The organism is Candidatus Saccharibacteria bacterium oral taxon 488, assembly GCA_013100805.1.
Lineage (GTDB): Bacteria > Patescibacteriota > Saccharimonadia > Saccharimonadales > Saccharimonadaceae > Nanosynbacter.
In genome coordinates, this window is the sequence record CP040000.1 from 281,049 (window position 1) to 303,585 (window position 22,537).

Here is a 22,537-nt window from a genome sequence, read left to right on the forward strand (position 1 = left end):
GCTATTTCATTATCTCACCCCTTATAGATAAATGCAAACTTAGGCTTCGCTGACCAGAATGTAGGTGGCCTTGGCGGAGCGTTGGAATTGCGGTTTGGCTTGCAAGTTGAGCAGAATGGTGGTTTCTTTGACTTGACGCTTGTCGAGGACGCGCTTCACGATTTCATCGCGGTGCAGCGGCTCGCCGGCCTCGCGTAGGACGCTGGCGATGATGTCGGCGACGGTACCGCGAGCGTAACCCCACGATTCGAGGGCATAAATACCGCGGCCGATCAGGACGAAGCGCTTGTCTTTGATGAGTTCGTTGTGGATGGCTTGAATGGTGACATCTTTGCGTTTGAAGTCACTGTCCTTGATGGCTTTAGCGATGTCCGAGAAGTGCATTGGCTGACCGTTACTGTCGAGAATGACGAAGATCTTGTCACGAATGGTTTTTGGGTTGACGAGCGGCCACTTGATCAGGCCCCACAGACCACGGAGATGGGCTAGTTTCTTGCTAATCGAGGCGAGTGCGGCAATGTTGGATGGGTGTTCGTAATTGAGCGTTTTGTGTAGTTCCTCAGCGGTAACCGGCTCACCGTGCTGTTTGATGGCTTTGACAATTTCTTCGACTTGCTTCTTGATATTCTTCTCGTCGTTTGGCGTGCCGATGATGGCTGAGTGGTAATAGTCATCGTTTTCGGTGATAATGTTGATCGATGGATTGAGCTCGGCGATAAAGGCGACATGGGATCGTTCGCTATCGGTGACATCCCGGCCGAGGACATGCTTGGCGAGATTATGTAGTGGTGCGGCTCGGCCCATTTCCGACAGGTGTGAAGTGACCATCTTTTCAGCAGCCGAGGCACTTGGTATACCGCCATCAGCCACCAACAGGCGCAGGCGAACGAGGATAGCCTTCTCCAGCTGGCGGACACGCTCACGAGTGATCCCGAGCATGTCGCCGATCTGCTCCAGCGTCTCTTTGCTGCCGTATAAACCAAAGCGACGGCTAATAATCTCTTTCTCACGCTCCTGCGGAATTTGCGCCAAAACATCCTCGGCTGCTTGCCGAAGCTGCTTGTCTGGTGCGCTCTGTTCTTGTGTGTCGCTCATGGCTTTATGTTAAATCCTCTCTGCCTCACCTCAGAAGTTATGTTGATATATGACGATATTGCTATTATACAATAAAATATTTTCGTGTCAAGCAAGTCGTATAGTACGCCATAATTATAGCATGTATTTAACAATTTTTGCAATGAAATGGTGTGATAGTTTTTAATTTTGTGAATTATGGGAATGTGGTCTATACAGCACTAATGAAATGTGGCTTGATTGGGTTATTTTGTGGGTCAATTACTTCTTTGAGCGCCTGCTTTTTCTCGGGGATTTGGATGATTTGGCCGAGGCGCGGCCGCGGCGAGCTGGTTTCGCGGGTGCGGCTTTTAGGAGTTCCAAGGCCTGCTCGTGAGTGATGGTTTTTGGGTCGGTGTCTTTGGGGATTTTGGCGTTTTTCGTGCCGTCGGTGATGTACGGGCCAAAGCGACCGTTGAGGATTTTAACGCCATCTGAGAATTCAGCGATGTGCTTCTCGGCTTCGGCCTGGAGCTTGGCGGCGTAGAGTTCGCGGGCTTTTTCTAGGGTGATGTGGTGCGGATTCTCGGGTTTGATGGATACGAAGAGCTTGCCGACTTGGATGTACGGGCCAAAGCGACCGATGTTGGCCTTGATGTCTTGCCCGTCTTCGGTTTGACCGACGACGCGCGGCAATTTGAACATTTCTAGTGCTTGTTCTAAGGTGACGGTCTCGATTTTCGCACCCTTCGGTAGTGGTGCAAAGCGCGGCTTGTCTTCGTCGTCAGTGGCGCCCAGCTGCAACATTGGGCCAAAGCGGCCAAAGCGCGCCAGGATTGGTTTGCCGGACTTTGGATCGATGCCGACTTCACGGTTAGCGCCGACTTTACTGCGGTCGATACCGCCTGACTGTTCGATTAATTTGTGAAACGGCGTGTAAAATCCGTGCAGCATGGCGCTTTTCGCTAGGTCAGCGGCGGCGATTTTATCAAATTCAGTTTCGACATTGGCGGTGAAATCATAGTCAACGATTTGTGTGAAATGGTCGGTCAAAAAGTTGGCGATTAGTTCCCCGCTTGGTGTTGGGATGAGCTTGCCGCGAGTGGAACCGGTTTTTTCCTGAACGATGTCGCGACTGACTTCTTCGCCGTTGTAATTGAGGACGATGACGTCGCGCGGCTGGCCTTCGCTGTCACCTTTTTCGACGTAGCCGCGGGTTTGCACGGTGTCGATGATGGTGGCGTAGGTGCTTGGCCGGCCGATGCCGAGGTCTTCAAGCTTCTTGACGAGTGAACCTTCGGTGTAACGGGCCGGTGGCCGGGCGAAGGTTTGGCGGGCGGTGATGTCGTGCGTTTCAAGCGTGTCGCCGGTGTGGAGTTTTGGTAAGAGTTCGTCTTTGCCGCCGCCGTAGACGCGCAGGAAGCCGTCGAAGGTGATGACTTCGCCTTTGGCTTCAAAGTAAAGATCTGTCACGGTTGCCTCTCGGACATCGTCATAAAATAATCCGGGACCCGCTAAAGCCAGCCCAGATTTTTTCTGAGATGTCGCTCGAGGCTTCAGCTGATCGGTCGAGTCGGTGCTGCTCGTTTCATCTCCTCCGACAGAGGCTGTGAAACGTTCGCGAGGAGCGGACGTTTCAGCCGAACGCTCACGAGCCATCTCCGGTGGAGATGCGAGTGAAGAGTGTACTCTGGAGGAGGATGGTGAAACGAGCGCTTTCTCGATAGAAATTACCACCGTGGTCTTCTCTAATTTTGCTGCCGACATTTGCGATGCTAGGGTGCGGCGGCGGATGAGGTCGTAGAGTTTTTGGTCATACTCGTTGGAGGTGACGGTTTCGCGGGTGATGTCGGTCGGGCGGATGGCTTCGTGGGCTTCTTGGGCTGAGGCGGATTTGGTTTTGAATTTGCGCACAGTCGAATAATCCGGGCCGTACAACCGCTTGATGAAATCAGTCGCACTGGCGATGGCCTGCCCGCTCAGATTGACCGAGTCAGTACGCATATAGGTGATTTTACCGTCTTGGTAGAGCCGCTGGGCCGAGGCCATGGTGGCTTTGGAGCTGAAGCCAAGCTTGGCGTTGGCCTCCTGCTGCAGAGTCGAGGTCGTGAACGGCGCGGCTGGGTTGCGAGTGCCGGGCGTCTTGGAGATGTCGCTGACGGTGAATGTGGCTGGCTTGAGGCCAGTTAGGAATTCATGGGCGGCTGCTTCGGAATCAAATTTTTGGTTGAGTTCGGCTTTGGATTCTTGATTGTCGTGGATAAATATGGCGGTCACCTTGAACTGTGAACTGCCCTCGAACTTCATAATTTCTCGTTCGCGTTCGACCAGCAGCCGCACTGCCGGGCTCTGGACGCGACCGGCTGACTTGCCGCCCGGTACTTTTTGCCAGACTACCGGGCTGAGTTCAAAACCAACCAGCCGGTCGAGGATTTGCCGGGCTTGCTGCGCCTGCACTAGGTTCATGTCGACAGTGCGCGGGTTCTTGATAGCATTGGTGATGGCATCTTTGGTGATCTCGTGAAAGACGATGCGCTTGGTTGTCTCAATCGGTAAATCCAACACTTTACAGAGGTGCCAGGCGATAGCCTCCCCTTCGCGGTCTTCATCGGTGGCCAGCCAGACGTTGTCTTTGCCGACGGCCTTGACGTTTTTCTTTAGCTCGGTGATAACTTTCTTTTTCTCGGGATCGACTTCGTAGATAGCGAAGAAATCATTCGCCACATCAATTGGCGGCGTGCCGTCCTTGGTTTTTTTGACGATTGAGCGGATGTGTCCCACGCTTGATAAGACATGAAAATCCTTGCCCAAGTATTTCTCAATGGTCTTAGCTTTGGCTGGCGACTCGACGATGACGAGATTTTTCATAACTCTATATTATATCAAATCACCTCGCAACCACAACCGCCGAGGGTGTTTGGGCGCGAGAGCCTCTTATTGCTGTTGGCGTATTTCTTCCTTGACTTGCTTACTGAGTTTGGCGGCACGTATCATATATTGAGCAGCTGCTAGGCCGGCAACTGGTAAGTATATTTTAGATACTCCGTCACCGAGGCTACGGAGTACCTTTGCTGTTTTCTCGTGGCCAAATGACTCTACCGAGCCGCTGAGTATGTATAATAATGTCGCGGTCGACACGAGGGCGCCACTGATGCGGCCAACCTGTGTTGGTCGGAGCGGTTCGGCCTGGCTGGGGAGTTGGCGGTGCTTTTGTTCCGCTATGAGCGTGGCTATTGCTTTGGTCGCCTCGAGGCTGGTCATAGATGCAACGACAGTCTTTGAGGCGAGACCATCTTCTACTATCTTTAGGAGTGCAGTGGCGGCGACCACTTTATCTCTGATGGGGTCAAGCTTGATACCGAGTTTTGATTGCTGATGGAGGCGTCTCGCTAGTGTTCCATCAGCCTTGTCCGACAGTTCGCCAATAATCAAGGCGGCGATACCCTTAATAGTGTCAGCGTTTCGGATGCCGTATATGCTGCATAGTCCACCTACTGTAGTAACGATATTGGGTAGCGTGAGTATGTCGTCTGATACCTCTGGGTCGATAGGGGTGTCTGGATTATGGCACGTTTCAATGGTTGTATTGGGCCTTGATAATTCTCTCCTCATTGGGACTAGCATAGCATCGTAGTAGATAATGTTACAAGCATAGACGCATTGTTGATACTAGTTAAGAGTCCAATTATTCGCCCCGAGCGGCTTGATCACGCCGTTGATCTCTAGCATGGTTAGTGCCGTGGCGAAGTCGGCTGGGTTGAGACCGGATTGTTGCTGTAGTTGGTCGCCGTCTCTGAGGCCGGTCCGGAGTAAGTCGATGATAGTGTTTTCGGCCGGGGTTTCACCGAGGGGGATGACGGCTTGGTCGGTAGCCGATTGAGCGTTTGATGGGGCGATGACGTTGAGAATGTCCGTGGCAGTGGTGGCGACGAGGGCGCCTTGTTTGAGCAGCGCGTTGCAGCCGGCAGACAGCGGGCTGGTGATGTTGCCTGGCACGGCAAAGACGTCGCGGCCTTGAGATAAGGCGTGGGCGGCGGTATTGAGTGTGCCGCTGCGCTCGGCTGCCTCGGTGATAATGACGGCGTCAGCCAAGCCGGAGACCAAGCGGTTGCGCTCTAAAAAGCTCCAGCGATTGACAACTTTACCGTCGCCTTTTTTCCATTCGGATAGAATAGCACCGCCGTTTTTTATGATATTCATGGCTAGTTTGTAATTGGTTTGCGGTGAGATGTCGGGCAGTTCATTGGGAATGACGCCGATGACTGTGCCGCCAGCCTCCAGGGCGGCTTTCTGGGCGATGCTGTCGATGCCGAGCGCCAGGCCGCTGACGATGATACAGCCGGCTTTTGCTAGGTCGCTTGCCAGCTGCTCGGTCACCTCCCGGCCGTACGCCGAGGGTTTGCGCGAACCAACAATCGCTACTACCGGTGCGCCACTCGTTGGTAATTTTCCCATAAAACACAAGCTTTTCGGCGGATTAGCAATACTTGCCAACCTCTGGGTAAAAATATGCTCATCTGGACGGATTCTATTGATTTCCATGACTTTTGTGATAAAAAGTATTGACATGTTGTCAAATGCTTGCTATAATCAGGAGCGATTGGTTAGCCGAAGTGCTAATCAAAAGCACCTTATACCCCCTATTCTAACTAATATGTTAGGTTGCGCGCAATGGCATTAAGTATTCTTACCCTCCACTTTTTGCGATTCAACGTTACGCGCATACTAACCCCTTTAACTGCCCTTTTTTGAAGGCGACCTCTGTTAAGGTGAGCACTGGATGGTGTTGATATTATAATCAGGCGCGGACTTTTGGAGTTTTAGTCACGACGCTTCACTGAGACGGGAGCTCGGGTGGGTTGAAGGGTAACAAAGCGCCAGGTGATGCCCACCCTTACCTGGCGCTTTTTTAGTTGGGTTTTTGGCGTGATCTTGCACCGTGTAAGTGAAGGTTGGGCGTGAATTAGTGTGAGGTGACCTGCCAGAAAGCGAAACATTAGATGAATATGCGTGAGCATAATATTGACTTTTTGTCTCTAAAATAGTATAGTGAATACATATGACGCAGATAATTGAGCACGATACCTTAGTCAAGTTAAGCCAAGAGCGCCCGTTGGTGTTTCGAGCCCAAGCGGCTACCGTCTTGGCACGTGTGCCGCGACGATTTCGACGAGACGCGCGGGTGCTGAATCGTAGCAAGCGCACGATGCATGACATGTTGACGGCGTGGCGGGACGAATGGTTACCGAGATTAGAGACGATCACCTCGGCGCATAATGCGACAATGTTGCAGCAAGCCTTGCAGGAGGATTTGCTGGCTGAAACGTCGTCGCAGCAACGGCTGATCGCCATGATGATACCGGTGCGGCTCGAGGAGGAGCGACTGGCCTTTGCGGGGTCGCAGTTTACGTCAAGGCGAGAGAAAAAGCCGTATCAGCGGACGCTGGCGTTTACTCAGCAGCCAATCGAGGTCTGTCGGCAGCAGGTTGAAGATTTTATGAGGTACGAACTGTACCGGGCGGTGCTCGGTGAGGTTGGTATGACTGTGGTGGACAAGCGGGCCCGGGGACTGGTGCGATGCTGGCAGCGGCTGCGGGCCGGTCGTCAAGTCAAGAAACTGCGGCGCGAGGTAACGAGGCGCTTGGCGGCGATTGAGCGAGAAATGACGGCGATTGAGCAGGAGCGCGGCGGCTTGGCGGCGCGGCTGTTCGGGCTGAATATTGATTATGTGACGGTGTTGGCAGCGCGACAGGAGTACGAAAAGGCGCTGGGCCGGCTGAGTAAAAAAGCGGCCGAGAGCCCGGCGAAGCGACTGGCGCTATATGAGAAAAAGACTGAAGCGATTCGCGAGGAGTACCTCGATACGGTGCCGGGCGTGGCGAATTTGTCAGAAGCGCAGCGGGCGGTCAAAGAAATTGATTCGGTGCTGCTCGCGATTTTTGACCTAGACGCGACAGCACGCAACGAACTGATGGGTGCGTTCAAGCGCTACCGGACGCTGACACGTGAGCGGGATATGCTACGGGCAAAGCTTGAGGTGTAGTTTGTAGGAGAGATATCTGGCCGTGTGTGGTTTGTTGGAATTGAGATAACTGCTGCCGGCGACCGATTAGGCTTGGCTAGTCGTCTTGGTTGAGCCAGGCTGCGTATCACCAGCTGCCATGCAGGCCTGGCATACTCCTTCGAGTTCAAAGTGGTGGCGCTCGACACGGAAGTGATGGCGCTGACCGATCAAGGCAATGAGTCGCTCTAGCTCTGGTGTCTCTAGCGGTTCGGCGTTATGACAGCGTGTGCAGTAGAGGTGGTGATGATGCTTGATAAATGGCTCGGCGAGCTCATAACGGACTTTCCAGCCGATGTGGATGGTGTTAATGATGTGGAGCTCGTGAAAGGTTTCGAGGATGCGATAGATGCTGGTGCGGTTAGTGCTCGGGCAGCGCTTGGCAATTTCGGCGATGGTCAGTGGCACGTCGATGGATTCGAGTGCTGTAAAGACTTCGCAGCGTGATTTGGTCAGGCGAAGGTCGGCTTGGCGAAAGATGTCGCGTAAGGTATCCATGTCGCAATTGTAGCACTTATTGCGACAAAATTGCAATAAGCCACACAATACGCCATACTGATGAGCTATGAAAGAATGTATTGAACGAGTGCTGAGCTTGCCGCAGCTCACACCTTCTGAGGAAGTGAATGCGGCGTTTACTGAATTAGTTAAGACGGTGGTGGCGCACGGTGAAGATCCACTGCTGTGTGATGAGAATAGGCGCCATCAGGTGCAGCAGCGCTGCGCGGTAGCCGAGGGAGAGCTGGAACGACACTGGTCGAGGCGTATCACGAAGGCGGATAACCCGTGGGCAAAGCTGGAAGAGTTTCCGTATCATGAGAATTATAAAGAGTTGACGCGGCGTGAGATTGGACTACTGGGGCGAGCTGGGCTGTGGCTGTGTGACTCCTCGGAGGTTGCGATGATCGGTAGCGGGCCGTTGCCGCTGACGGGATGGTGGCTACATCAGCTAACGGGAGCGCGGATTACGCATATTGATGCGTCGGACGAGGCAATTGAGTTATCGCGCGGCCTTGCGACAGCGCTTGATTGGCCGGGTGAATTTGTGACCGGTCTGGGTCAGTCGGTGGCGCTGGATGAGGGGCGATATGATGCGATATATGTGGCGGGGCTGGCTGGCGAGACGCTGGCGGAAAAGCAAGCAATTGTTGATCATGTACGACCAGCGCTTAAACCAGACGGGCGACTAATCGCGCGCGGGGCGTATGGGGCGCGTACCCTGCTCTACCCAGGGTTTGACGCTGATGCCCTTGAGAATGTGCAGCTGATGGGGGAATACCATCCGACAGATGAGGTAATTAATTCAGTCTTTGTGTACAAGTAGGCCGCATAGGCGTGAGAGCGTTGGAAGCCAATTGAGACATTGTCGTAATAATGATACATAGCTACACGCCGAGGAATTCGTATGGATTGGCTGGCTCGGTGGTTGGGGTGATGGTGGGGTTGGTGAGGACGTAAACGGCTTTGCCGCCGGATAGCTCACGCTTGATCTGTCCGCTTAGGCGTAGCCATTGGTTGTTGCGGTAACGCTCGGCGTCTGGGGTCTTGACGAGAATGCTGATCGGGGTGCTGTCAACGGCGCAGCAACTGATAACGAAGCGAGAGAGTTCGAAGTAGCGGTTGTCGTAAAAGCCGCCTGGGTCGCGCGCCACGAAGCCAGTGACGTCAATGGTTACACCGTCAAAAAAGCTGTCATTCGGACAGTCATCAAATGCGCTACGCCAGCGGTTCATGGAAACGGGCTTGCCATCAAGCGGCTCCGGTTTGTCGCAGCGGCCAGTTGTGCTGGTCGGCCCGGACGTGGCGCGATTGGCAGCGCTGGACGAGGACAGTGGGCGCGGCGGCAGGATGATGGCCAGGGCGAGGATGCCGGCGGTGATGATTGAAAGTAGAGAGATTTTACGCCGCGGCTTTTCTGGATGCTTGGTGGGTGCCGGGCGGGCGGAGGCTCGTCGCTTCCCTGCTGGGTTATGGCGTAGCTGCAAGATGATATCGAGGATTAGTAACATGCTGCCAGTCATGGCCGCCACGACGGCGAGCAGATGGTAGCGCGGATGAATGTAAAAGCCGAGCTGGCCGCGGACGGCGATGAGAATGATGTAGCCACAGGCGAGTAGCCCGCCGCCAGCGCGTAACAACGGGGTGAACTTAGCGCGCATATAGATTGACTCCGATTCCTGCCGCCAGTGACAGGCTGAAAATAATGAGCATAACTAGCAGGATAAATCGCGGACGGAAGGTGCTTCTCATGAGGAGAATCAGCTTGATGTCGATCATCGGGCCAGTCAGCAGAAAGGCGAGGACGGAGCCGTTGGTGAAGATACGGGCATAAGCCAACGCAAAAAACGCATCGACGCTGGAGCAGATAGAGACGACAAAGCCGAGGCCGATCATGGCGATGACCGACAGGATGATGTCGCCGCCGACGGCGTTGATGATGGAGCGCGGGACGAAGACTTGGGTGGCGGCAGCGATCATGGCGCCGAGGACGAGCATGGTGGTGAGCTGCCAAAATTCGTTGCGAGAATCAGCGAGGATGTGGCGAAAAGTCGTTGGATGACGGTCGGTGCAAGAGGCAGCAAATGACGGCTGGAGGACGTGCCTCGGGTGAATAAAGCTGACGATCAGAGCGGTCAGCTGGACGATTAGAAAGCCAAAGCCGATGCGCCACCAGACCATGCGCGGTTCAAAGCTAAAGGCGGTCATGGTGGCGATGATGGTAATCGGATTGAGGATCGGCGCGGCTAAGAGAAAGCTGATGACGTCGGCGGGTTTGAGACCGTGCGCTAGGAGGCTGCGGGCGACTGGCACATTGCCGCACTCGCAGACTGGCAGCGCGATGCCAACGAGCGAGAGGAGAATGCGGCGAATGAGCGTGTGCTTGGGGAGGATTTTAAGCAATCGATCTGGCGGTAGGAAGCGGCGGATGAGAGCGGAAACAATGATGCCGATGATGAGAAACGGTGTGGCTTCAACGATGACGCTGCAGGTTAGTGTCAGAAAATCCTGTGCCAATGGCGCCAACGTCTCGACCCACGTGTGCGGTGGATGGGCGATTAGCCAGAGGTCAATTTGTAAACCATACTGCATCACAACGATGCCAAACAAGCCGACGATAGTCCATCGGATCGCGTCGCTGTGGTTTTTGAACCAGGCGCCAGCGCGCTGATATATTGTCTGTAGTGACGGCATAGTTTCTATTATACTACTCCCCGCCTAGCATGCTATACTAAAAATTAGTATGAGACATTGGCTCCACTCACATCACCCATTTCGGATTTTTTGGTTTTCGGCGCTGTTGACGCTAGCGTTGGGCGGGTTGATTTTCACCCAGCTGGGTTTGAATGGCTTGTGGTTGTTCACGATTCTGGTGGTGCTGGAGGTTACGTTTAGCTTTGACAACGCGGTGATCAACAGCAAGGTGCTAGCCGGCATGAGCCAGGTTTGGCAAAAGGTATTCTTGACAGTTGGGATTTTCGTGGCGGTGTTCGTGGTGCGGTTCGTGCTGCCGATTATCATCGTGATGGTGGCGAGCGGTCATGGCTTTATGGAAGTGGTCGATTTGGCGCTAAATAAGCCGGCGGAATACGGTCATATTTTGCATGAAACCTCGCCGATGATCGATGCTTTTGGCGGCGCGTTTCTGATTATGATTGGCCTCAGTTATTTCATTGATTATAACAAGCGCGTGCATTGGATGCGCCATGTCGAGCCGTGGATGGCTAAGGCCGGGCGGTTTGAGAATTTCAAGGTGTGTCTGATGCTTAGCGTAGCAGCGGTGCTATACTTTACGGTTGAGCCGCCGCATCGGGCGCTGGTGCTGATCTCGTCGGTGTTGGGGATTATACTGCACATCGGGCTGGAATTGTTCGGCTCATTCTTCCACGAGGATGATGCTAAGTCAGTTAAGGTCAAGGTCGGCTGGGCAGCGTTCGCTAGCCTGCTCTATCTGGAAGTGTTGGACGCTAGTTTTAGCTTCGATGGCGTCATCGGTGCCTTTGCCATCACTAGTAGCGTGCTGCTGATCGTGGCGGGTTTGGGTGCTGGAGCGATTTGGGTGCGGTCGCTGACGGTGTATTTGCTGCGGACGGGCATGCTTGGTAAATATAAATACCTAGAAAATGGCGCGCACTGGGCGATCATGGCGCTGGGTATGATGATGATCGCTAAGTTGTTTCACCTGGAGCTGCCGGAGTGGGCGACGGGCGGTTTGGGGTTGCTGTTTGTGAGCTTGGCAGTTGGTAGTAGTATACTGGAGGCGCGAGCGATTAATTTACAAGAAGCAGCCGCGGCAAAATTACATAGCGCTGAGCGGCGGTTAAAACAGAGCGCGGCGAAAATTGTGCCGCGGAGGCGACGGTAGTTAGTCTTCGGGATTTTTCGTTTCGGGCGGAAGCGTTTGCTATTGCGACATTGTTGCAATAAGCATTTTTAATTTCGCAGGCGTAATGGTATAGTGATGTGTCGGGGTTATAATTTGACGCTTATGGCTGAAATTTGATCGGATAAAAAGTCATGAATCATTGTTTGCACCGTTGGGATGGCCCAATTTTTCAAAATAGTTAATTCATCGCTATTAAAATTCATCATAACAAAACGGTCGGTTGAGACTTGCCGCCGCAGTAGATTGTCTGTACCGATACGAATATGCCAAAAGTCAGAACCAATGTGAGCATGAAGCGATTTTAAGCCGTTGCTGCCAGCGTCGCGGCCGCCTTTTCGGACACGGATTTTGCCAAAATCAAGGTCAGTGTCATCGTGAATAATTAGTAAATCATCCAGTGCCAGTTTATAAAAATCTAAAATCGCCCGCGCGGAAATACCGACGTCATTGTAGTACGTGGTCGGTTTGACGAGGAGAATTTTTTCTCGCGGTATAGTGACAGGTGATTTTGCACTAGTGGCTGAATCAATGGTAAAATTACGTAGCTCGGCAATATCCGCAAAGAATTTGGGCTTATTGCTAAATTGTGCACCCTGCTCCGCTGCCAGCTGGTCAACTACTAGAAAGCCAGCGTTGTGCCGGGTGTAGGTGTACTTGTCGCCAGGATTGCCGAGGGCCAGAATGACTTTCATAGTCTTAGTATAGCACCTTGGCTGTGATGACGTATAATAGATGTATGGCGAAACGCGATGATGATTTGGAATTTAGTGTTAATGCGGCGTTTGACGAAGCGCGGGCGGTTGTTGATAAAGTGCCACTGTATTTGGTGAATGGCTCGCTGGGCGCCGGCAAGACCAGCGTGTTGGAATTCTTATTGCAACAAAGTGACTATAAGGGCTCAAGGGTAATTGAAAATGAGTATGCTAATGAAAATGTCGACGGCTATCGGCTGGAGGGATTGGCGGAGATGGTGACGACGCTGGCTGGCGATTGTGTTTGTTGTTCGTCGAAGCATGCGTTGACGCGGATGCTGCTGGACTTTTGCCGGAATTCGCCGGCGCCGGTGTTTATTGAGGCGACGGGCGTGGCGCGAACGATGAACTTGGTCGAGAAATTGATTAATGCACAAATCTTCAATAAGTATGAGTTGATGCAGAGTTTTTATGTGATTGATGCGCACGAGATTTTGCGCGGGATTGAGCCAGCGCACGAAGTTGAACTGCAAGCAGCAGACGTGATTTTGGTGACCAAGGAAGATTTATTGAACGATAGCGAGCGGGCCGCGTACGAAACAAAGCGCCGCGCCCTGCCCTACGCCAAGGTTTTAAGCGCGCCGCACGGTCGGTTTGACTTCAGTAAAATAACTACGCCGTCGGGGCTGCTGGCGTTTTTTGACACGTACGATGGCGAGCTGGCGGTGCCGGATAATCCGACGTATGTGGTGCTGGATGTTTCTGGTATGAGTATCTCTGCAATGGCGCTGGAAAGCATGTGGCCGGAGTTGTTCAGGGCGTATGGCCTACGGCGAATGAAGGGCTGCTTCATCAACGACAACGGCGCGCGCCAGCATGTGGAGGCAACCGAGCAGCAGATTCAGCTAACTAATGCCAGGCCTGAGGAGGCGGCAAAAATCGTATTCATCGGCGAACGGGCGGATGAGATTACCCGTGAAGCTTTGGCGGTGCAACTAGTGATGTTTGAATAAATTGTTCGCTTTCGTCGTTTCCGACTCATCAGCATAGACATGCATCTATGGAGCGAACTGACAAGCAGAAGGTGGAGGAAAGTTAACTTTGCCCGCCAGTTCGTAACTAGTGTATATCTATCAATCACCTCCTTTTGAGTCATGTACAGGTAGGTCACGGTCCAATGGTCCCCCCTTGCTTTGCTTTCATGAGAGCCTTCGTTATGGAGATTGGATCGGAATTGGAACATACTTGGATGGTGTGCTTATTGAACTTGAACCTAACCACAGTCTGCCCCTCCCGGTCGTGCAATTGAGCAAGCATCTTCGCGTCAATAATGGCGCTAAGCAGGTTAGTGCCATTATTGAACTTTATACTAATTGAAATAACCTTATAGTTGGGCATAATACTCTTCCTCCCCACCCGAGCGGATGCTCGTGTGAAAAACACTGGTCGACACCCGAATGGGTCGACTCGAGATGGGGTGTTTTGGTGCTTCTTGTGACACACCGCAACATCCCATCTCAAATCAAAACTTTCTCTGCTTGTCAAAATACACTTTCGGACAAGGATCTACTCAACTCGTCAACAAAAGCTGATATATATATCACTAATAGAACAAAATGTCAATGGATTTTGTCAAAAATGTGGTATAATATTTTTTCTCACCCCTGTTATGATCATAGATAACTTTTTATAGAAAATAGTAGCCGGTGCTTTCTGATAACAGTAACTTGGCGCAGCATGATAAGAACGGGTCGGAGTGTGGGTATTTCAAGAACATCAAAACGCCGGCAAGTACATAAGTACGTCGGCGTTTTGTTAGGATTCTTATAGCCTAGAAACACTTGATATCAAGCGTACAATTGTTACTGGGCTTCAGGCGGAAGAGGTGAGCGGTATCCACTTTGTCGCTCGCGTACTTCGTTATACCATCCTAATAGCTCTTGACCATGATCCCAGCCCCACGCTGAGTCTGGCAATAAATAACCAGTTACTGCATTAAACAATGGATCTGAGGTATTTACCCTGATATCCAATATTTTTAGGGCCTCTTCGGCAATATCTGCTACGGTTGCAGTCTCGTTATTGTTGAGATGATCTTGCATGAGCTTTGCCAATAGGAATGTGTAAGAGCTGTACATGACTCCTCTTGCCTCAAACTCACTCGTAAATGGCTCTGCTTGTATTGGGTTATCTCTGTCGCCATAGATATTAGGTGGTAGCTGCGCCGCCGCTGCTCCAGCAAGGCGTATTTCTACGTCCCAGAGTTTTTCTTTTAGCCCCTCATATTTTTCTTTTCTGTTGATAATGGTATCTGCCCGCTGAATATCATAATCGTCTTCATCGTTGCGCCGAGCTTCATCTTCCCGCGCCTCAGCGGCAAGGACTTTTTCTGGTATATCGTCCAGAGTTTTTATCACGAGTGGATATGTCTCTGCTATTACAGGATGCTCGCTATACGGATCAGGAACTTTTATCTGCTGATCACAGTGTCCGCGCATAACTCGCGCCCAAGCTGCCTCTAGTTTTTCGGGATCAGAATTTTCATATACGGGAACACAAACACCACCAAAAATAAGTAGTACCGGCTGGCCTTCTTCTGGTGCTTCTGGGCCGTTACTGATAGCATATTTGGCTATATCTACTGCATCAGAGAAAAATATTCTGGCATCAGCAAGGTCGTTGCCCAACTCAAGCAATGGGGCTTTTTCCAGCGGACCGCTATACATTTCAGGTTCGCTAGGTTCAGGGGTGACTTCGGTATGATCGTTAGTGCCAACGGGTGTTTCTGGATCTGCCTGAACTTCCTCCTTGATACCCGCAGAATTTTCCTGAAGCATGCCCCAGGGGGTTGTAGAATTATTTTGCTCTTCGCTCAGCATTCTCTCAGGTGGCTTTGGTATTCCTGGCATAGCTATAACTCCTCTCGTATGGATTTTAGTGTGCTGAGATTATATCAGTAGTACAATACTATGTCAAGTTTTTGAGAATTCAGCTCCAGTCATTGCTACGCCGTCGAGTTAGTTTATTTCTTGTCGAGAACAACCAAGTGCTCACTATGCGGCGTGCGCGGGAAAAAGTTGTAGCCGCGGTGCCAAGCGATGCGGTAGCGTTGCTGGAGCAAGGCGATGTCGCGGGCTTGGGTGACGGGATTGCAGCTGAGATAGAGGATGCACGGCGGCAGCTGTTGCAACAATGTCGCAATAACGTCGGAATGCAAGCCGGCGCGCGGCGGGTCGACGATGACGATTTCCTTGCCTGTAATGTAGTCGAGGGCTTGTTCGCTGGGGGCGAGAACGGCGCGGGCGTCGGTGCGACCAAGTTCGGTGATGTTACGCTGCATTTCGCGGACGGCGTCGGCGTTGCTTTCCACCAGCGTGATGTTGTCGCCGCCAATGGTCAGGCCGATGGTGCCGACGCCAGCGTAGAGGTCGATGGTTGATAATTTGACAGCTCGAATATCATCAGAAAATAATCCGGGACCCACGTGAAGTTGCCCAGATTTTTTCTGAGATATTGCTCGCTGTTGACTATCGGTGTTGTCATGTGCCGCTAACTGATCCAGCTGGCGCTCTTGGCGCGCCTTATTGTACGGTACCCATTCCCGCATATCGCGCAGCGCCTGCTCGTAAACCGGGATGTTGACTTGGAAAAAGCCTTCGCAGGCGTAGCGGAATGGTATGCCAAGGATAGCATCAGTCAAGGTGGTGTTACCGAAACGCGCCAAGCGCTCGGTGATGCGGCTGGCTGGCGAGCGCGGATCGGAGTAGATGACTTCCCCACCCTGAGCTGGTAGCTTGGCGGCTTCATCAGCAGTAATTATTTCGGGCAAGCGATCTTTGATATACAACTGCCATACGCAACTTCCTGACTGATTGCAGCGGACGAGCAAGGTCTTGAGCTGGCGAGCCGAGATGTGTTTATGGCGCAGCAAATCGCGGATCGCCCGCGCCAAGTTGTTGATTTCTGGGCGTGCCAAACTTGTGCCATTGACGATAATCTTACCTTTGCTGCCGCGGCGAAAAAATGCTAAATCAAGCGTGTCAATAGACGACTCTTCACGGTCGCTATCCGCGTCTATCTCTTGGTTATTATCAGAAAATAATTCGGGACCCGAGACAAGCCCAGATTTTTTCTGAGATACCGCTCGAGACACTACTGATTCGCTATACCAACTAAATTCAACTTTGTTGCGATAACCATATGCAACATTGTTGCAATAAATATCAATCGCTGCCGGTAATGCAACATTGTGCAGTGTAAAGGCGTCGTCAATCAGTTGCCTTTTGTATATCTGCTCTATCTCGAGTGGCATAATCTGCCACGGGCTGGTCGAAAGATAACTATCCGGGTCGCGCGGCTGGATGCGGTCGGGGCTTGGCGAGATTACTTCCTCGACAACTGCTTCGACAAGGTGCGATTTCTTTTTGGTAATGCGAACGGTGACGGTCTCGCCAGGCAGTCCGCCCCATACGAAACATTTGCGCCCGTCGGTCAGCGTTCCTAGTGCTTGCCCGCCGCCAACGACCTTCTCCAGTGTCAGCGTCTCAAAACTCTGTCGTTTCATCAAGAGTTATTATAACAGATTAGAAATTACACTCTGGCACGCCGCCAAACCAGCCGTTTTGCATATTGCGGCCAGTGCGGCAGGTGGTGCCATCTGAGAGCGGCACCTTTATGGCGTAGCGGGTCGGTACGACGCTGGAAGCGTGGGTCGTGTCAGTGGCTGCGAGATACCAATAATCGCGACCTTCGTGGTCTTTTGGCAGCTGCTTGATGTAGCGTGGAATGAGAAGTGCGCCGAGCTCGCCGCCATTACAAATCTTCATATTAGCGGTGTTATAAATGGTGCAGGCGATCGTCGGCCATGGATATTCGCCGTTGTCCGAACGATATTTCTCGATCGCCTCCTTGAGCATTGAAATATTTGACTTGGTTTCGTTGTCGCGAGCGGTGTTATACGTATTGCGCCACACGAGACCGCCCAAGGTAGCGAGGATCGCGATGACCACGATGATAATGATAATTTCGACGATAGTAAAGCCATACTGCTTATGCATATGATGATTGTAGCGCGTTTTTGGCTTGATCGCAAGGCTGGTAATTACGTGATTATTATGCTACACTAATCCTTGGTATTGGGCCGTCGCCAAGCGGTAAGGCACCAGGTTTTGGTCCTGGCATTCGGGGGTTCGAATCCCTCCGGCCCAGCCAAGCAAAGACACGTAATTATTCTAAATCTCCTCCGGTTTCCGGTTCAATCGACGCCGCGTATTATTACGCCGGTTATCACGGGTCGTTCCTATGTATAAAACTGATCTATATTGGCCGACAGTGTCGAGTCAAGTTCAACCTGCCCTAGCTCATCGGCCCCAACATACCGCAGCTCGCTGACATCTGTCGTGGTTGTGGGTGGCGACACGAGGCGAACTTGGTAGGCGATAATGAGCACCGGAGTGTCGAACTTTTTGCTCCATGTCGGGATGATGATTGGCGCTGCGCTTGCAATTTCTATCTCGGCGCCCAGCTCTTTTCGGCACTCGCGCCGCAAGGCCTCGGCTATGCCCTCGCTGTGCTCCAGCCCGCCACCGGGTAAATTCCACGTATCGCTCCTCTCGCGGACGAATAGCAACTTTCCATTATTATCATAAATCAGTCCCTTGACTGACACGCGATAGGCGGCTCGGATAGTTTTGAGCTCAGGCATGGTCATTCCTCCTGCCCCACCACTTGTGTATCTCGCAGGTGAGGATCGGGATGACGAACGAGGCGAGGCCGATGAGTGCGCCGTGCCAGAAATTGATCGGCGTGATGTGGAGGATTGTGCCAAGCGGCCCGAAGAAGACGAGTAGCTGTAACATGACCGACAGGCCGATGCCAGCGTAAAAACTGGCATTCATGACCCTGAGGCGGGTGAAGATTGACTCGCTGTCGGAGCGGGCGTTGAAGGCATTGGCCCACTGGCTGACCACCAGCGAGATAAAGGCCAGGGTCTGCGCGTAGTCGTGGCCGTAATGCTTCTCGAAAAAGATATAGACGGCCAGGGCCATGACTGACATGGTGGCAGCGACGATGACCATCCGCCAGATCATTTGACGGCTGAGAATCGGTGCGTCGGGGTTTTCGGGCGAGCGGTTCATGGCCTGCTTTTCGCCCGGCTCCAGGCCAAGCGGAATGACCATTGAGGTATCGGTCACCAAATTAACCCACAGAATTTGCACTGGCTCCAGCGGCGTCTTGATGCCGATGAGCAGCGCGCCGAGCATGGTGATCAGCTCGCCAGTGTTAGTTGATAGTAGATAAAACAGCATGCGGCGAATGTTGGCGATGATGGTGCGGCCCTCGCGCATGGCGTCGATGATGGTCTTGAAATTATCGTTGAGCAGGATGATATCGCCAGCATCTTTGGCGATGTGCGAGCCCGACCCCATGGCCACGCCGACATGGGCGTTGGTCAGCGCCGGCACGTCATTGACGCCGTCACCGGTCATGGCGGTGATGTGGTGCTTTTTGAGAATGGTCAGCAGGCGGTATTTTTGCTCGGGGATGACGCGGGAGAAGACCTTGGTCTTGGTGACGATAGCGTCTAGCTGATCATCAGACAACTTGGCCATGTCACGGCAATCGAACACCTCGTTGCGATTTTCAACCATGTCAAGCTCCCGGCCAATCTGATAGGCCGTCTCGAAATGATCGCCAGTGATCATCCGCACCGACACGCCCGCCTTCAGGGCGGCCCGGATAGCTCGCGGCGCCTCTGGTCGCAGCACGTCAGCCACGGCCACGAAGCCAGCAAGTGTCAGGCGCTGCTTGCCGAGCTGATCAAAGCCATCAATTGCCTCGTCTAGCTCGCCCGTCGCCAGCCCAATCACCCGGTAGCCGCGGGCGGTCATCTCATCAAGCATTTGCTGGGCGCGCTTTTTGGTGCGGGCCGACACGCGACAGGCCGCCAGGATGGCTTCGGGCGCACCCTTGACGTACAAGCGAAACTGCTGGCCATGATGCCAGACGGTGGCGGACATGGCGTGGGCTTGACTGAATGGCAGGTCGCGAACTGGTGCGTGGCGTGGGCTGGCGCTCTGCTTGCGGGCGTACTCATTGAGGGCGATATCCAGCGGATCGTGGCTCTTGGCGTGAGCGCGGTTGACCACCAGCCCGATGATGCGGTCGATGTTCTCTGTCGCCTCGTCCGGCGTCCAGGTTTGCTGTACGGTCAGCTTGTTCTTGGTCAGCGTGCCCGTCTTGTCGGTGGCGATGGTGGTGATGACACCAATGGTCTCGATGGCGCGCATTTGATGCACCAGCGCTTTTTTGGCGGCCATCCGCCGCATCCCCAAGACTAGCACCACGGAAATTGCAATCGGCAAACTCTCCGGCACGGCACTCACCGCTAGGGCCATGACAAAACGCAGACTCTCTAGTACATCCATGCCGCGCAGCAAACTCAGCCCAAAGGCGACGAGGGCGATAGCCGAGACAGCGGCGATGACTTTGGTGATCAGGGTGTCGATTTTTCGTTGGACTGGGCTTTGGGTCGATTCACGCTTGGAGAGCATGGCGAGATTGCCGAACTCGGTCTGATTGCCGGTGGCAACGACCACGCCGGTGCCGGTGCCGCTAACGACGAATGAGCCTTGAAACAGCATGTTGGTTTGCTCGTACATTTCTTTATTGCCGGTGAGTGCGTCGGTTTGTTTGGAGATTGGCAGTGATTCGCCGGTCAGTTGCGCCTCGTCCACCCGCAAGTTGGCGCTGCGGAGGAGGCGGATGTCGGCGGGGACTTTCTCGCCCTCGGCTAGTGAGACGACGTCGCCCGGAACCAGCTGGCTGGCGTCGATGCGCGTGGTACGATTGACGCGGTGAACGTCGACTTTTTGGGCGTCGTGACGGGACAGGCTGCGCAGCACGCGGTCAGTTGAGAAGCGCTGAATGTAGAAAATAACGGCCGAGATGGCGGCGATGACGAAGATGATGATGGCGTCAATTGCTTCGCCGTGCCAGAGGCTGATGATGGCGGCGATGAGCAGGACGAGCATAAAGATATCGAGAAATGGCTCAAGGATGATGCGCCAGAGTGGTTCGGATTGGACTTTGATGATGTTGAGGCCATAGCGTTTTTGGCGGCGCTGGACTTCGGCCGCGCTCAGGCCGCCATCCGAGGAACTAAGTCGCCGCAGCGCCTCGTCGCTTGATGATTGATAAAAATGCATATGGTTATTATAGCGTGAAGTGTGGTTTGGGGGAAATTTGAGGTTCGGGACGTAGCTTGAAATAGTAGGTAGTCATTGTACCCGGTATAGCTGAGGTCGCTATTCTGCGACAGTTAATTACAGGCAAAAAGGTGCGCCTCCGGCTTCTGCCTCGCGCACCTCTTGCTTGAGATGGGGGTTTTATGATTCTATCATCGTCAGTCGATTCGGTCGCTCCACGTACCGTAAGTGACGTGGGCTGCACCAGGCCTGACGCTATGCCCGTAGCTTTTTATCCTTCAGCTTCAACACCACATCCGCCTCTTTGGCCAGCTGTTTACTGTGGGTGACGACGATGACGCATTTGTCGTTTTCGTGGGCGGCCTGGCGCAGTATGTCGATGATGTCGGCGGCGGTGGTTTCGTCCAGGTTGCCAGTTGGCTCGTCCGCCAAGATGATCGGTGCGGAGGACACAAGTGCCCGGCCGATCGCTACGCGCTGTTGCTGTCCGCCAGAAAGTTTCATGACATTACGGTGAATGTGATCGTCATCCAGACCCATGGAGTGCAGTGTTTCGTTGGTGGCTTTGGGATTAACTAATTTCAAGTTTTCCAGTGGCGTCAGATAATCGATCAGGTTATAATTCTGAAACACCAGCGAGATATTGTGCTTGCGATGGTGCGAATAACCCTGCTCAGCGATGTCTTCATCGTCGAACAAAATCTGCCCGCCGGTCGGCGTGTCCAATCCTGCTAGCAGCCCCAGCAGGGTCGATTTGCCAGCGCCAGAACTACCGACGATGGCGTAGAATTTGCCTTTTTCAAATTGATAATTGATGCCGTTGAGCACATTGCTGGTGCCGTCGGCGTATGAATAGATAATATCGCGTAACGTAAGTAGTGACATAATAACTCCTAACTTAATTTTGCTAAAATTTGCTTTGGTGATTGGCGCATGATTGGCGCGGTGGCAGCGATGGCTGATAGCAGAACGACCATGTAGCCGAAGGTGAAAGCCTGCAGATAGGTCGCCGGTGGCGCGGCCTGCACCACGGTTTTTTCTACACGCTGGCTTTGGTCGGTTTGTATTGTCAAGGCAGTAGAAATTTGCGATGAGGCAATCGAGCCGATGGCGAGCGCAAACACCGAACTGACTGCGGCGATGATAGCCAGCTCTGCCAAGAACTGCCCGATGATCTGCCGCTTCGACGTGCCGATAGACAGCAAGATGCCAATTTCATGCAAGCGGCCGCGCACCCAGAACACCAGCACCAGTGACAGCACCGCCAGCCCCGCCGCGGCTGCGCCGATGGTGGCAATCGTCAAAATGTTTTGAATGCCAGCGATGTTTTGGAGAACCCCAGCGAACACGGCCCCGTTGTCAGTCAGGCTAAATTTTTGCCAATCGACGTTTGGTAGGCTTTTAGCGCGGTCCGTTAACGACTTCAGCTGATGCGGATTTTCGGCGAAATACGTCGCTCGCGTTAGCTGCTGGCTACCTGTCAGCTGCTGCGCTGCGGCCAAATTAGTAATGAGATGATTCTCCGCCATGTCGGACTGTAAGACCGCTGGCTTTTCGCCTTTGCCGCTGAAAATTCCTGCGACAGTCACCGTCACCCGCCGGCCGTCTTTGGTGATGTCCAGCTTGTCGCCAGGCTTGATGTTATTTTTCTCGGCGAAGGTTTTGTGGATCAGGGCCGCGTTTTGATCGCGCTCGGTCAAGTGCTTACCCTGCTCTAGTTGGTAGAATCGACCGGTGAACTCGCCGAGCAGATTACTATCTGTCGCGCCCGTCACCTTCGCCTCGCCAGCCACGTTAGAGTCCAGCTGCACACCACTACCCGCTACGTCAACCAATTGTTTGCCCGGCAGCCCCGCGGTGGTTTCTGCCTGGAAATTGTGCGCTTTGACCTTGTCCAGGCGCTGCACTCGCTGCGTGATGTCCATCGGCACCTCGCCCGACGGTTGCTTGTTAGCGATGCTAAAGCCGGCGCGAATATTACGCTCGACCGATTGCTTCAGCTGCGCCATCGTCTGCTGTACCGTCAGCGTGCCGATCAGCAGCGTGAAAATCAGCGTCATGATCAGGGCGATGGTCAGGCTGCGACGTCGTTTGCGTGCCACAGCCGTCCAGGCTCGTTTGATAATCGTCATCGTTCGCC

The 22,537-nt window shown here is 53.2% G+C and carries 19 protein-coding genes and 1 tRNA gene; 5 read left to right on the forward strand and 15 right to left on the reverse strand.

Annotated elements, in window-relative coordinates; all coding sequences use genetic code 11:
- Window positions 1-39: 39 nt before the first annotated feature.
- The 4 genes from FBF27_01415 to dprA all read right to left on the reverse strand — a co-directional run bounded on the left by FBF27_01415 (window position 40) and on the right by dprA (window position 5,622).
- Window positions 40-1,095 carry a hypothetical protein gene (locus FBF27_01415; protein ID QJU09077.1) on the reverse strand — a complete coding sequence of 352 codons (1,056 nt, stop codon included), beginning with the start codon at window positions 1,093-1,095 and terminating at the stop codon, window positions 40-42.
- A 240-nt stretch (window positions 1,096-1,335) separates the two neighbouring features.
- Window positions 1,336-3,921, reverse strand: a complete 2,586-nt coding sequence (topA, locus tag FBF27_01420; GenBank protein QJU09078.1) for a type I DNA topoisomerase — start codon at window positions 3,919-3,921, stop codon at window positions 1,336-1,338.
- 66 nt (window positions 3,922-3,987) lie between these two features.
- Window positions 3,988-4,677, reverse strand: a complete 690-nt coding sequence (locus tag FBF27_01425) for a CDP-alcohol phosphatidyltransferase family protein (protein QJU09079.1) — start codon at window positions 4,675-4,677, stop codon at window positions 3,988-3,990.
- A gap of 45 nt (window positions 4,678-4,722) precedes the next feature.
- The gene (gene dprA / locus FBF27_01430) at window positions 4,723-5,622 is read right to left on the reverse strand and encodes a DNA-protecting protein DprA (GenBank protein ID QJU09080.1); all 900 of its coding nucleotides are present in this window, start codon (window positions 5,620-5,622) and stop codon (window positions 4,723-4,725) included.
- 490 nt (window positions 5,623-6,112) lie between these two features.
- Here dprA and FBF27_01435 point away from each other — a divergent pair, with 490 nt between their 5' ends.
- On the forward strand, window positions 6,113-7,096 hold the full coding sequence (locus FBF27_01435; GenBank protein QJU09081.1) for a hypothetical protein: 984 nt from the start codon (window positions 6,113-6,115) through the stop codon (window positions 7,094-7,096).
- A gap of 66 nt (window positions 7,097-7,162) precedes the next feature.
- Here FBF27_01435 and FBF27_01440 read toward each other — a convergent pair whose 3' ends face one another.
- Entirely contained in the window at window positions 7,163-7,612 is a 450-nt protein-coding gene (locus FBF27_01440) for a transcriptional repressor (GenBank protein ID QJU09082.1), read from the reverse strand.
- A gap of 67 nt (window positions 7,613-7,679) precedes the next feature.
- On the opposite strand from FBF27_01440, the gene FBF27_01445 reads away from it, so the two are divergent.
- The gene (locus FBF27_01445) at window positions 7,680-8,438 is read left to right on the forward strand and encodes a methyltransferase domain-containing protein (protein ID QJU09083.1); all 759 of its coding nucleotides are present in this window, start codon (window positions 7,680-7,682) and stop codon (window positions 8,436-8,438) included.
- Window positions 8,439-8,499: 61 nt separating this feature from the next.
- Here the strand turns inward: FBF27_01445 and FBF27_01450 are convergent, their stop codons facing one another.
- Window positions 8,500-9,273 carry a TIGR03943 family protein gene (locus FBF27_01450; GenBank protein QJU09084.1) on the reverse strand — a complete coding sequence of 258 codons (774 nt, stop codon included), beginning with the start codon at window positions 9,271-9,273 and terminating at the stop codon, window positions 8,500-8,502.
- Window positions 9,263-10,306 (reverse strand): permease, encoded by a 1,044-nt coding sequence (locus FBF27_01455; protein ID QJU09085.1) that lies wholly within the window; start codon window positions 10,304-10,306, stop codon window positions 9,263-9,265. The genes FBF27_01450 and FBF27_01455 overlap by 11 nt, the downstream gene beginning before the upstream one ends.
- A 49-nt stretch (window positions 10,307-10,355) precedes the next feature.
- On the opposite strand from FBF27_01455, the gene FBF27_01460 reads away from it, so the two are divergent.
- Window positions 10,356-11,477 carry a DUF475 domain-containing protein gene (locus tag FBF27_01460; GenBank protein ID QJU09086.1) on the forward strand — a complete coding sequence of 374 codons (1,122 nt, stop codon included), beginning with the start codon at window positions 10,356-10,358 and terminating at the stop codon, window positions 11,475-11,477.
- Window positions 11,478-11,584: 107 nt separating this feature from the next.
- Here the strand turns inward: FBF27_01460 and FBF27_01465 are convergent, their stop codons facing one another.
- Window positions 11,585-12,190 (reverse strand): aminoacyl-tRNA hydrolase, encoded by a 606-nt coding sequence (locus FBF27_01465; protein QJU09087.1) that lies wholly within the window; start codon window positions 12,188-12,190, stop codon window positions 11,585-11,587.
- A 26-nt stretch (window positions 12,191-12,216) separates the two neighbouring features.
- Here FBF27_01465 and FBF27_01470 point away from each other — a divergent pair, with 26 nt between their 5' ends.
- Entirely contained in the window at window positions 12,217-13,203 is a 987-nt protein-coding gene (locus FBF27_01470; protein ID QJU09088.1) for a hypothetical protein, read from the forward strand.
- 849 nt (window positions 13,204-14,052) lie between these two features.
- On the opposite strand, the gene FBF27_01475 is transcribed toward FBF27_01470, so the two are convergent.
- From FBF27_01475 to FBF27_01485, 3 genes are all read right to left on the reverse strand, one after another.
- Window positions 14,053-15,099 (reverse strand): hypothetical protein, encoded by a 1,047-nt coding sequence (locus FBF27_01475; protein QJU09089.1) that lies wholly within the window; start codon window positions 15,097-15,099, stop codon window positions 14,053-14,055.
- A gap of 113 nt (window positions 15,100-15,212) precedes the next feature.
- A complete protein-coding gene (locus FBF27_01480) occupies window positions 15,213-16,754 on the reverse strand; it encodes a class I SAM-dependent RNA methyltransferase (GenBank protein ID QJU09090.1) in 1,542 nt (513 codons plus the stop codon).
- 19 nt (window positions 16,755-16,773) lie between these two features.
- On the reverse strand, window positions 16,774-17,247 hold the full coding sequence (locus FBF27_01485; GenBank protein QJU09091.1) for a hypothetical protein: 474 nt from the start codon (window positions 17,245-17,247) through the stop codon (window positions 16,774-16,776).
- 79 nt (window positions 17,248-17,326) lie between these two features.
- On the opposite strand from FBF27_01485, the gene FBF27_01490 reads away from it, so the two are divergent.
- A tRNA-Gln gene (locus FBF27_01490) sits at window positions 17,327-17,401 on the forward strand.
- Window positions 17,402-17,489: 88 nt separating this feature from the next.
- On the opposite strand, the gene FBF27_01495 is transcribed toward FBF27_01490, so the two are convergent.
- From FBF27_01495 to FBF27_01510, 4 genes are all read right to left on the reverse strand, one after another.
- Window positions 17,490-17,900 (reverse strand): NUDIX hydrolase, encoded by a 411-nt coding sequence (locus tag FBF27_01495; GenBank protein QJU09092.1) that lies wholly within the window; start codon window positions 17,898-17,900, stop codon window positions 17,490-17,492.
- Window positions 17,887-20,397 carry a cation-transporting P-type ATPase gene (locus FBF27_01500; GenBank protein QJU09093.1) on the reverse strand — a complete coding sequence of 837 codons (2,511 nt, stop codon included), beginning with the start codon at window positions 20,395-20,397 and terminating at the stop codon, window positions 17,887-17,889. Before FBF27_01500 ends, FBF27_01495 begins: the two co-directional genes overlap by 14 nt.
- A gap of 255 nt (window positions 20,398-20,652) precedes the next feature.
- Window positions 20,653-21,282, reverse strand: a complete 630-nt coding sequence (locus FBF27_01505; GenBank protein QJU09094.1) for an ABC transporter ATP-binding protein — start codon at window positions 21,280-21,282, stop codon at window positions 20,653-20,655.
- Window positions 21,283-21,290: 8 nt separating this feature from the next.
- Window positions 21,291-22,529 (reverse strand): ABC transporter permease, encoded by a 1,239-nt coding sequence (locus tag FBF27_01510; GenBank protein ID QJU09095.1) that lies wholly within the window; start codon window positions 22,527-22,529, stop codon window positions 21,291-21,293.
- Window positions 22,530-22,537 lie beyond the last annotated feature (8 nt).

Coding starts and splice junctions, on each gene's coding strand:
- FBF27_01495 (QJU09092.1), bottom strand. CDS start 17,900: ATGACCATGCCTGAGCTCAAAACTATCCGAGCCGCCTATCGCGTGTCA.
- FBF27_01455 (QJU09085.1), bottom strand. CDS start 10,306: ATGCCGTCACTACAGACAATATATCAGCGCGCTGGCGCCTGGTTCAAA.
- FBF27_01485 (QJU09091.1), bottom strand. CDS start 17,247: ATGCATAAGCAGTATGGCTTTACTATCGTCGAAATTATCATTATCATC.
- FBF27_01460 (QJU09086.1), top strand. CDS start 10,356: ATGAGACATTGGCTCCACTCACATCACCCATTTCGGATTTTTTGGTTT.
- FBF27_01415 (QJU09077.1), bottom strand. CDS start 1,095: ATGAGCGACACACAAGAACAGAGCGCACCAGACAAGCAGCTTCGGCAA.
- dprA (QJU09080.1), bottom strand. CDS start 5,622: ATGTCAATACTTTTTATCACAAAAGTCATGGAAATCAATAGAATCCGT.
- FBF27_01510 (QJU09095.1), bottom strand. CDS start 22,529: ATGACGATTATCAAACGAGCCTGGACGGCTGTGGCACGCAAACGACGT.
- FBF27_01445 (QJU09083.1), top strand. CDS start 7,680: ATGAAAGAATGTATTGAACGAGTGCTGAGCTTGCCGCAGCTCACACCT.
- FBF27_01440 (QJU09082.1), bottom strand. CDS start 7,612: ATGGATACCTTACGCGACATCTTTCGCCAAGCCGACCTTCGCCTGACC.
- topA (QJU09078.1), bottom strand. CDS start 3,921: ATGAAAAATCTCGTCATCGTCGAGTCGCCAGCCAAAGCTAAGACCATT.
- FBF27_01475 (QJU09089.1), bottom strand. CDS start 15,099: ATGCCAGGAATACCAAAGCCACCTGAGAGAATGCTGAGCGAAGAGCAA.
- FBF27_01500 (QJU09093.1), bottom strand. CDS start 20,397: ATGCATTTTTATCAATCATCAAGCGACGAGGCGCTGCGGCGACTTAGT.
- FBF27_01505 (QJU09094.1), bottom strand. CDS start 21,282: ATGTCACTACTTACGTTACGCGATATTATCTATTCATACGCCGACGGC.
- FBF27_01470 (QJU09088.1), top strand. CDS start 12,217: ATGACGTATAATAGATGTATGGCGAAACGCGATGATGATTTGGAATTT.
- FBF27_01450 (QJU09084.1), bottom strand. CDS start 9,273: ATGCGCGCTAAGTTCACCCCGTTGTTACGCGCTGGCGGCGGGCTACTC.
- FBF27_01480 (QJU09090.1), bottom strand. CDS start 16,754: ATGAAACGACAGAGTTTTGAGACGCTGACACTGGAGAAGGTCGTTGGC.
- FBF27_01465 (QJU09087.1), bottom strand. CDS start 12,190: ATGAAAGTCATTCTGGCCCTCGGCAATCCTGGCGACAAGTACACCTAC.
- FBF27_01425 (QJU09079.1), bottom strand. CDS start 4,677: ATGCTAGTCCCAATGAGGAGAGAATTATCAAGGCCCAATACAACCATT.
- FBF27_01435 (QJU09081.1), top strand. CDS start 6,113: ATGACGCAGATAATTGAGCACGATACCTTAGTCAAGTTAAGCCAAGAG.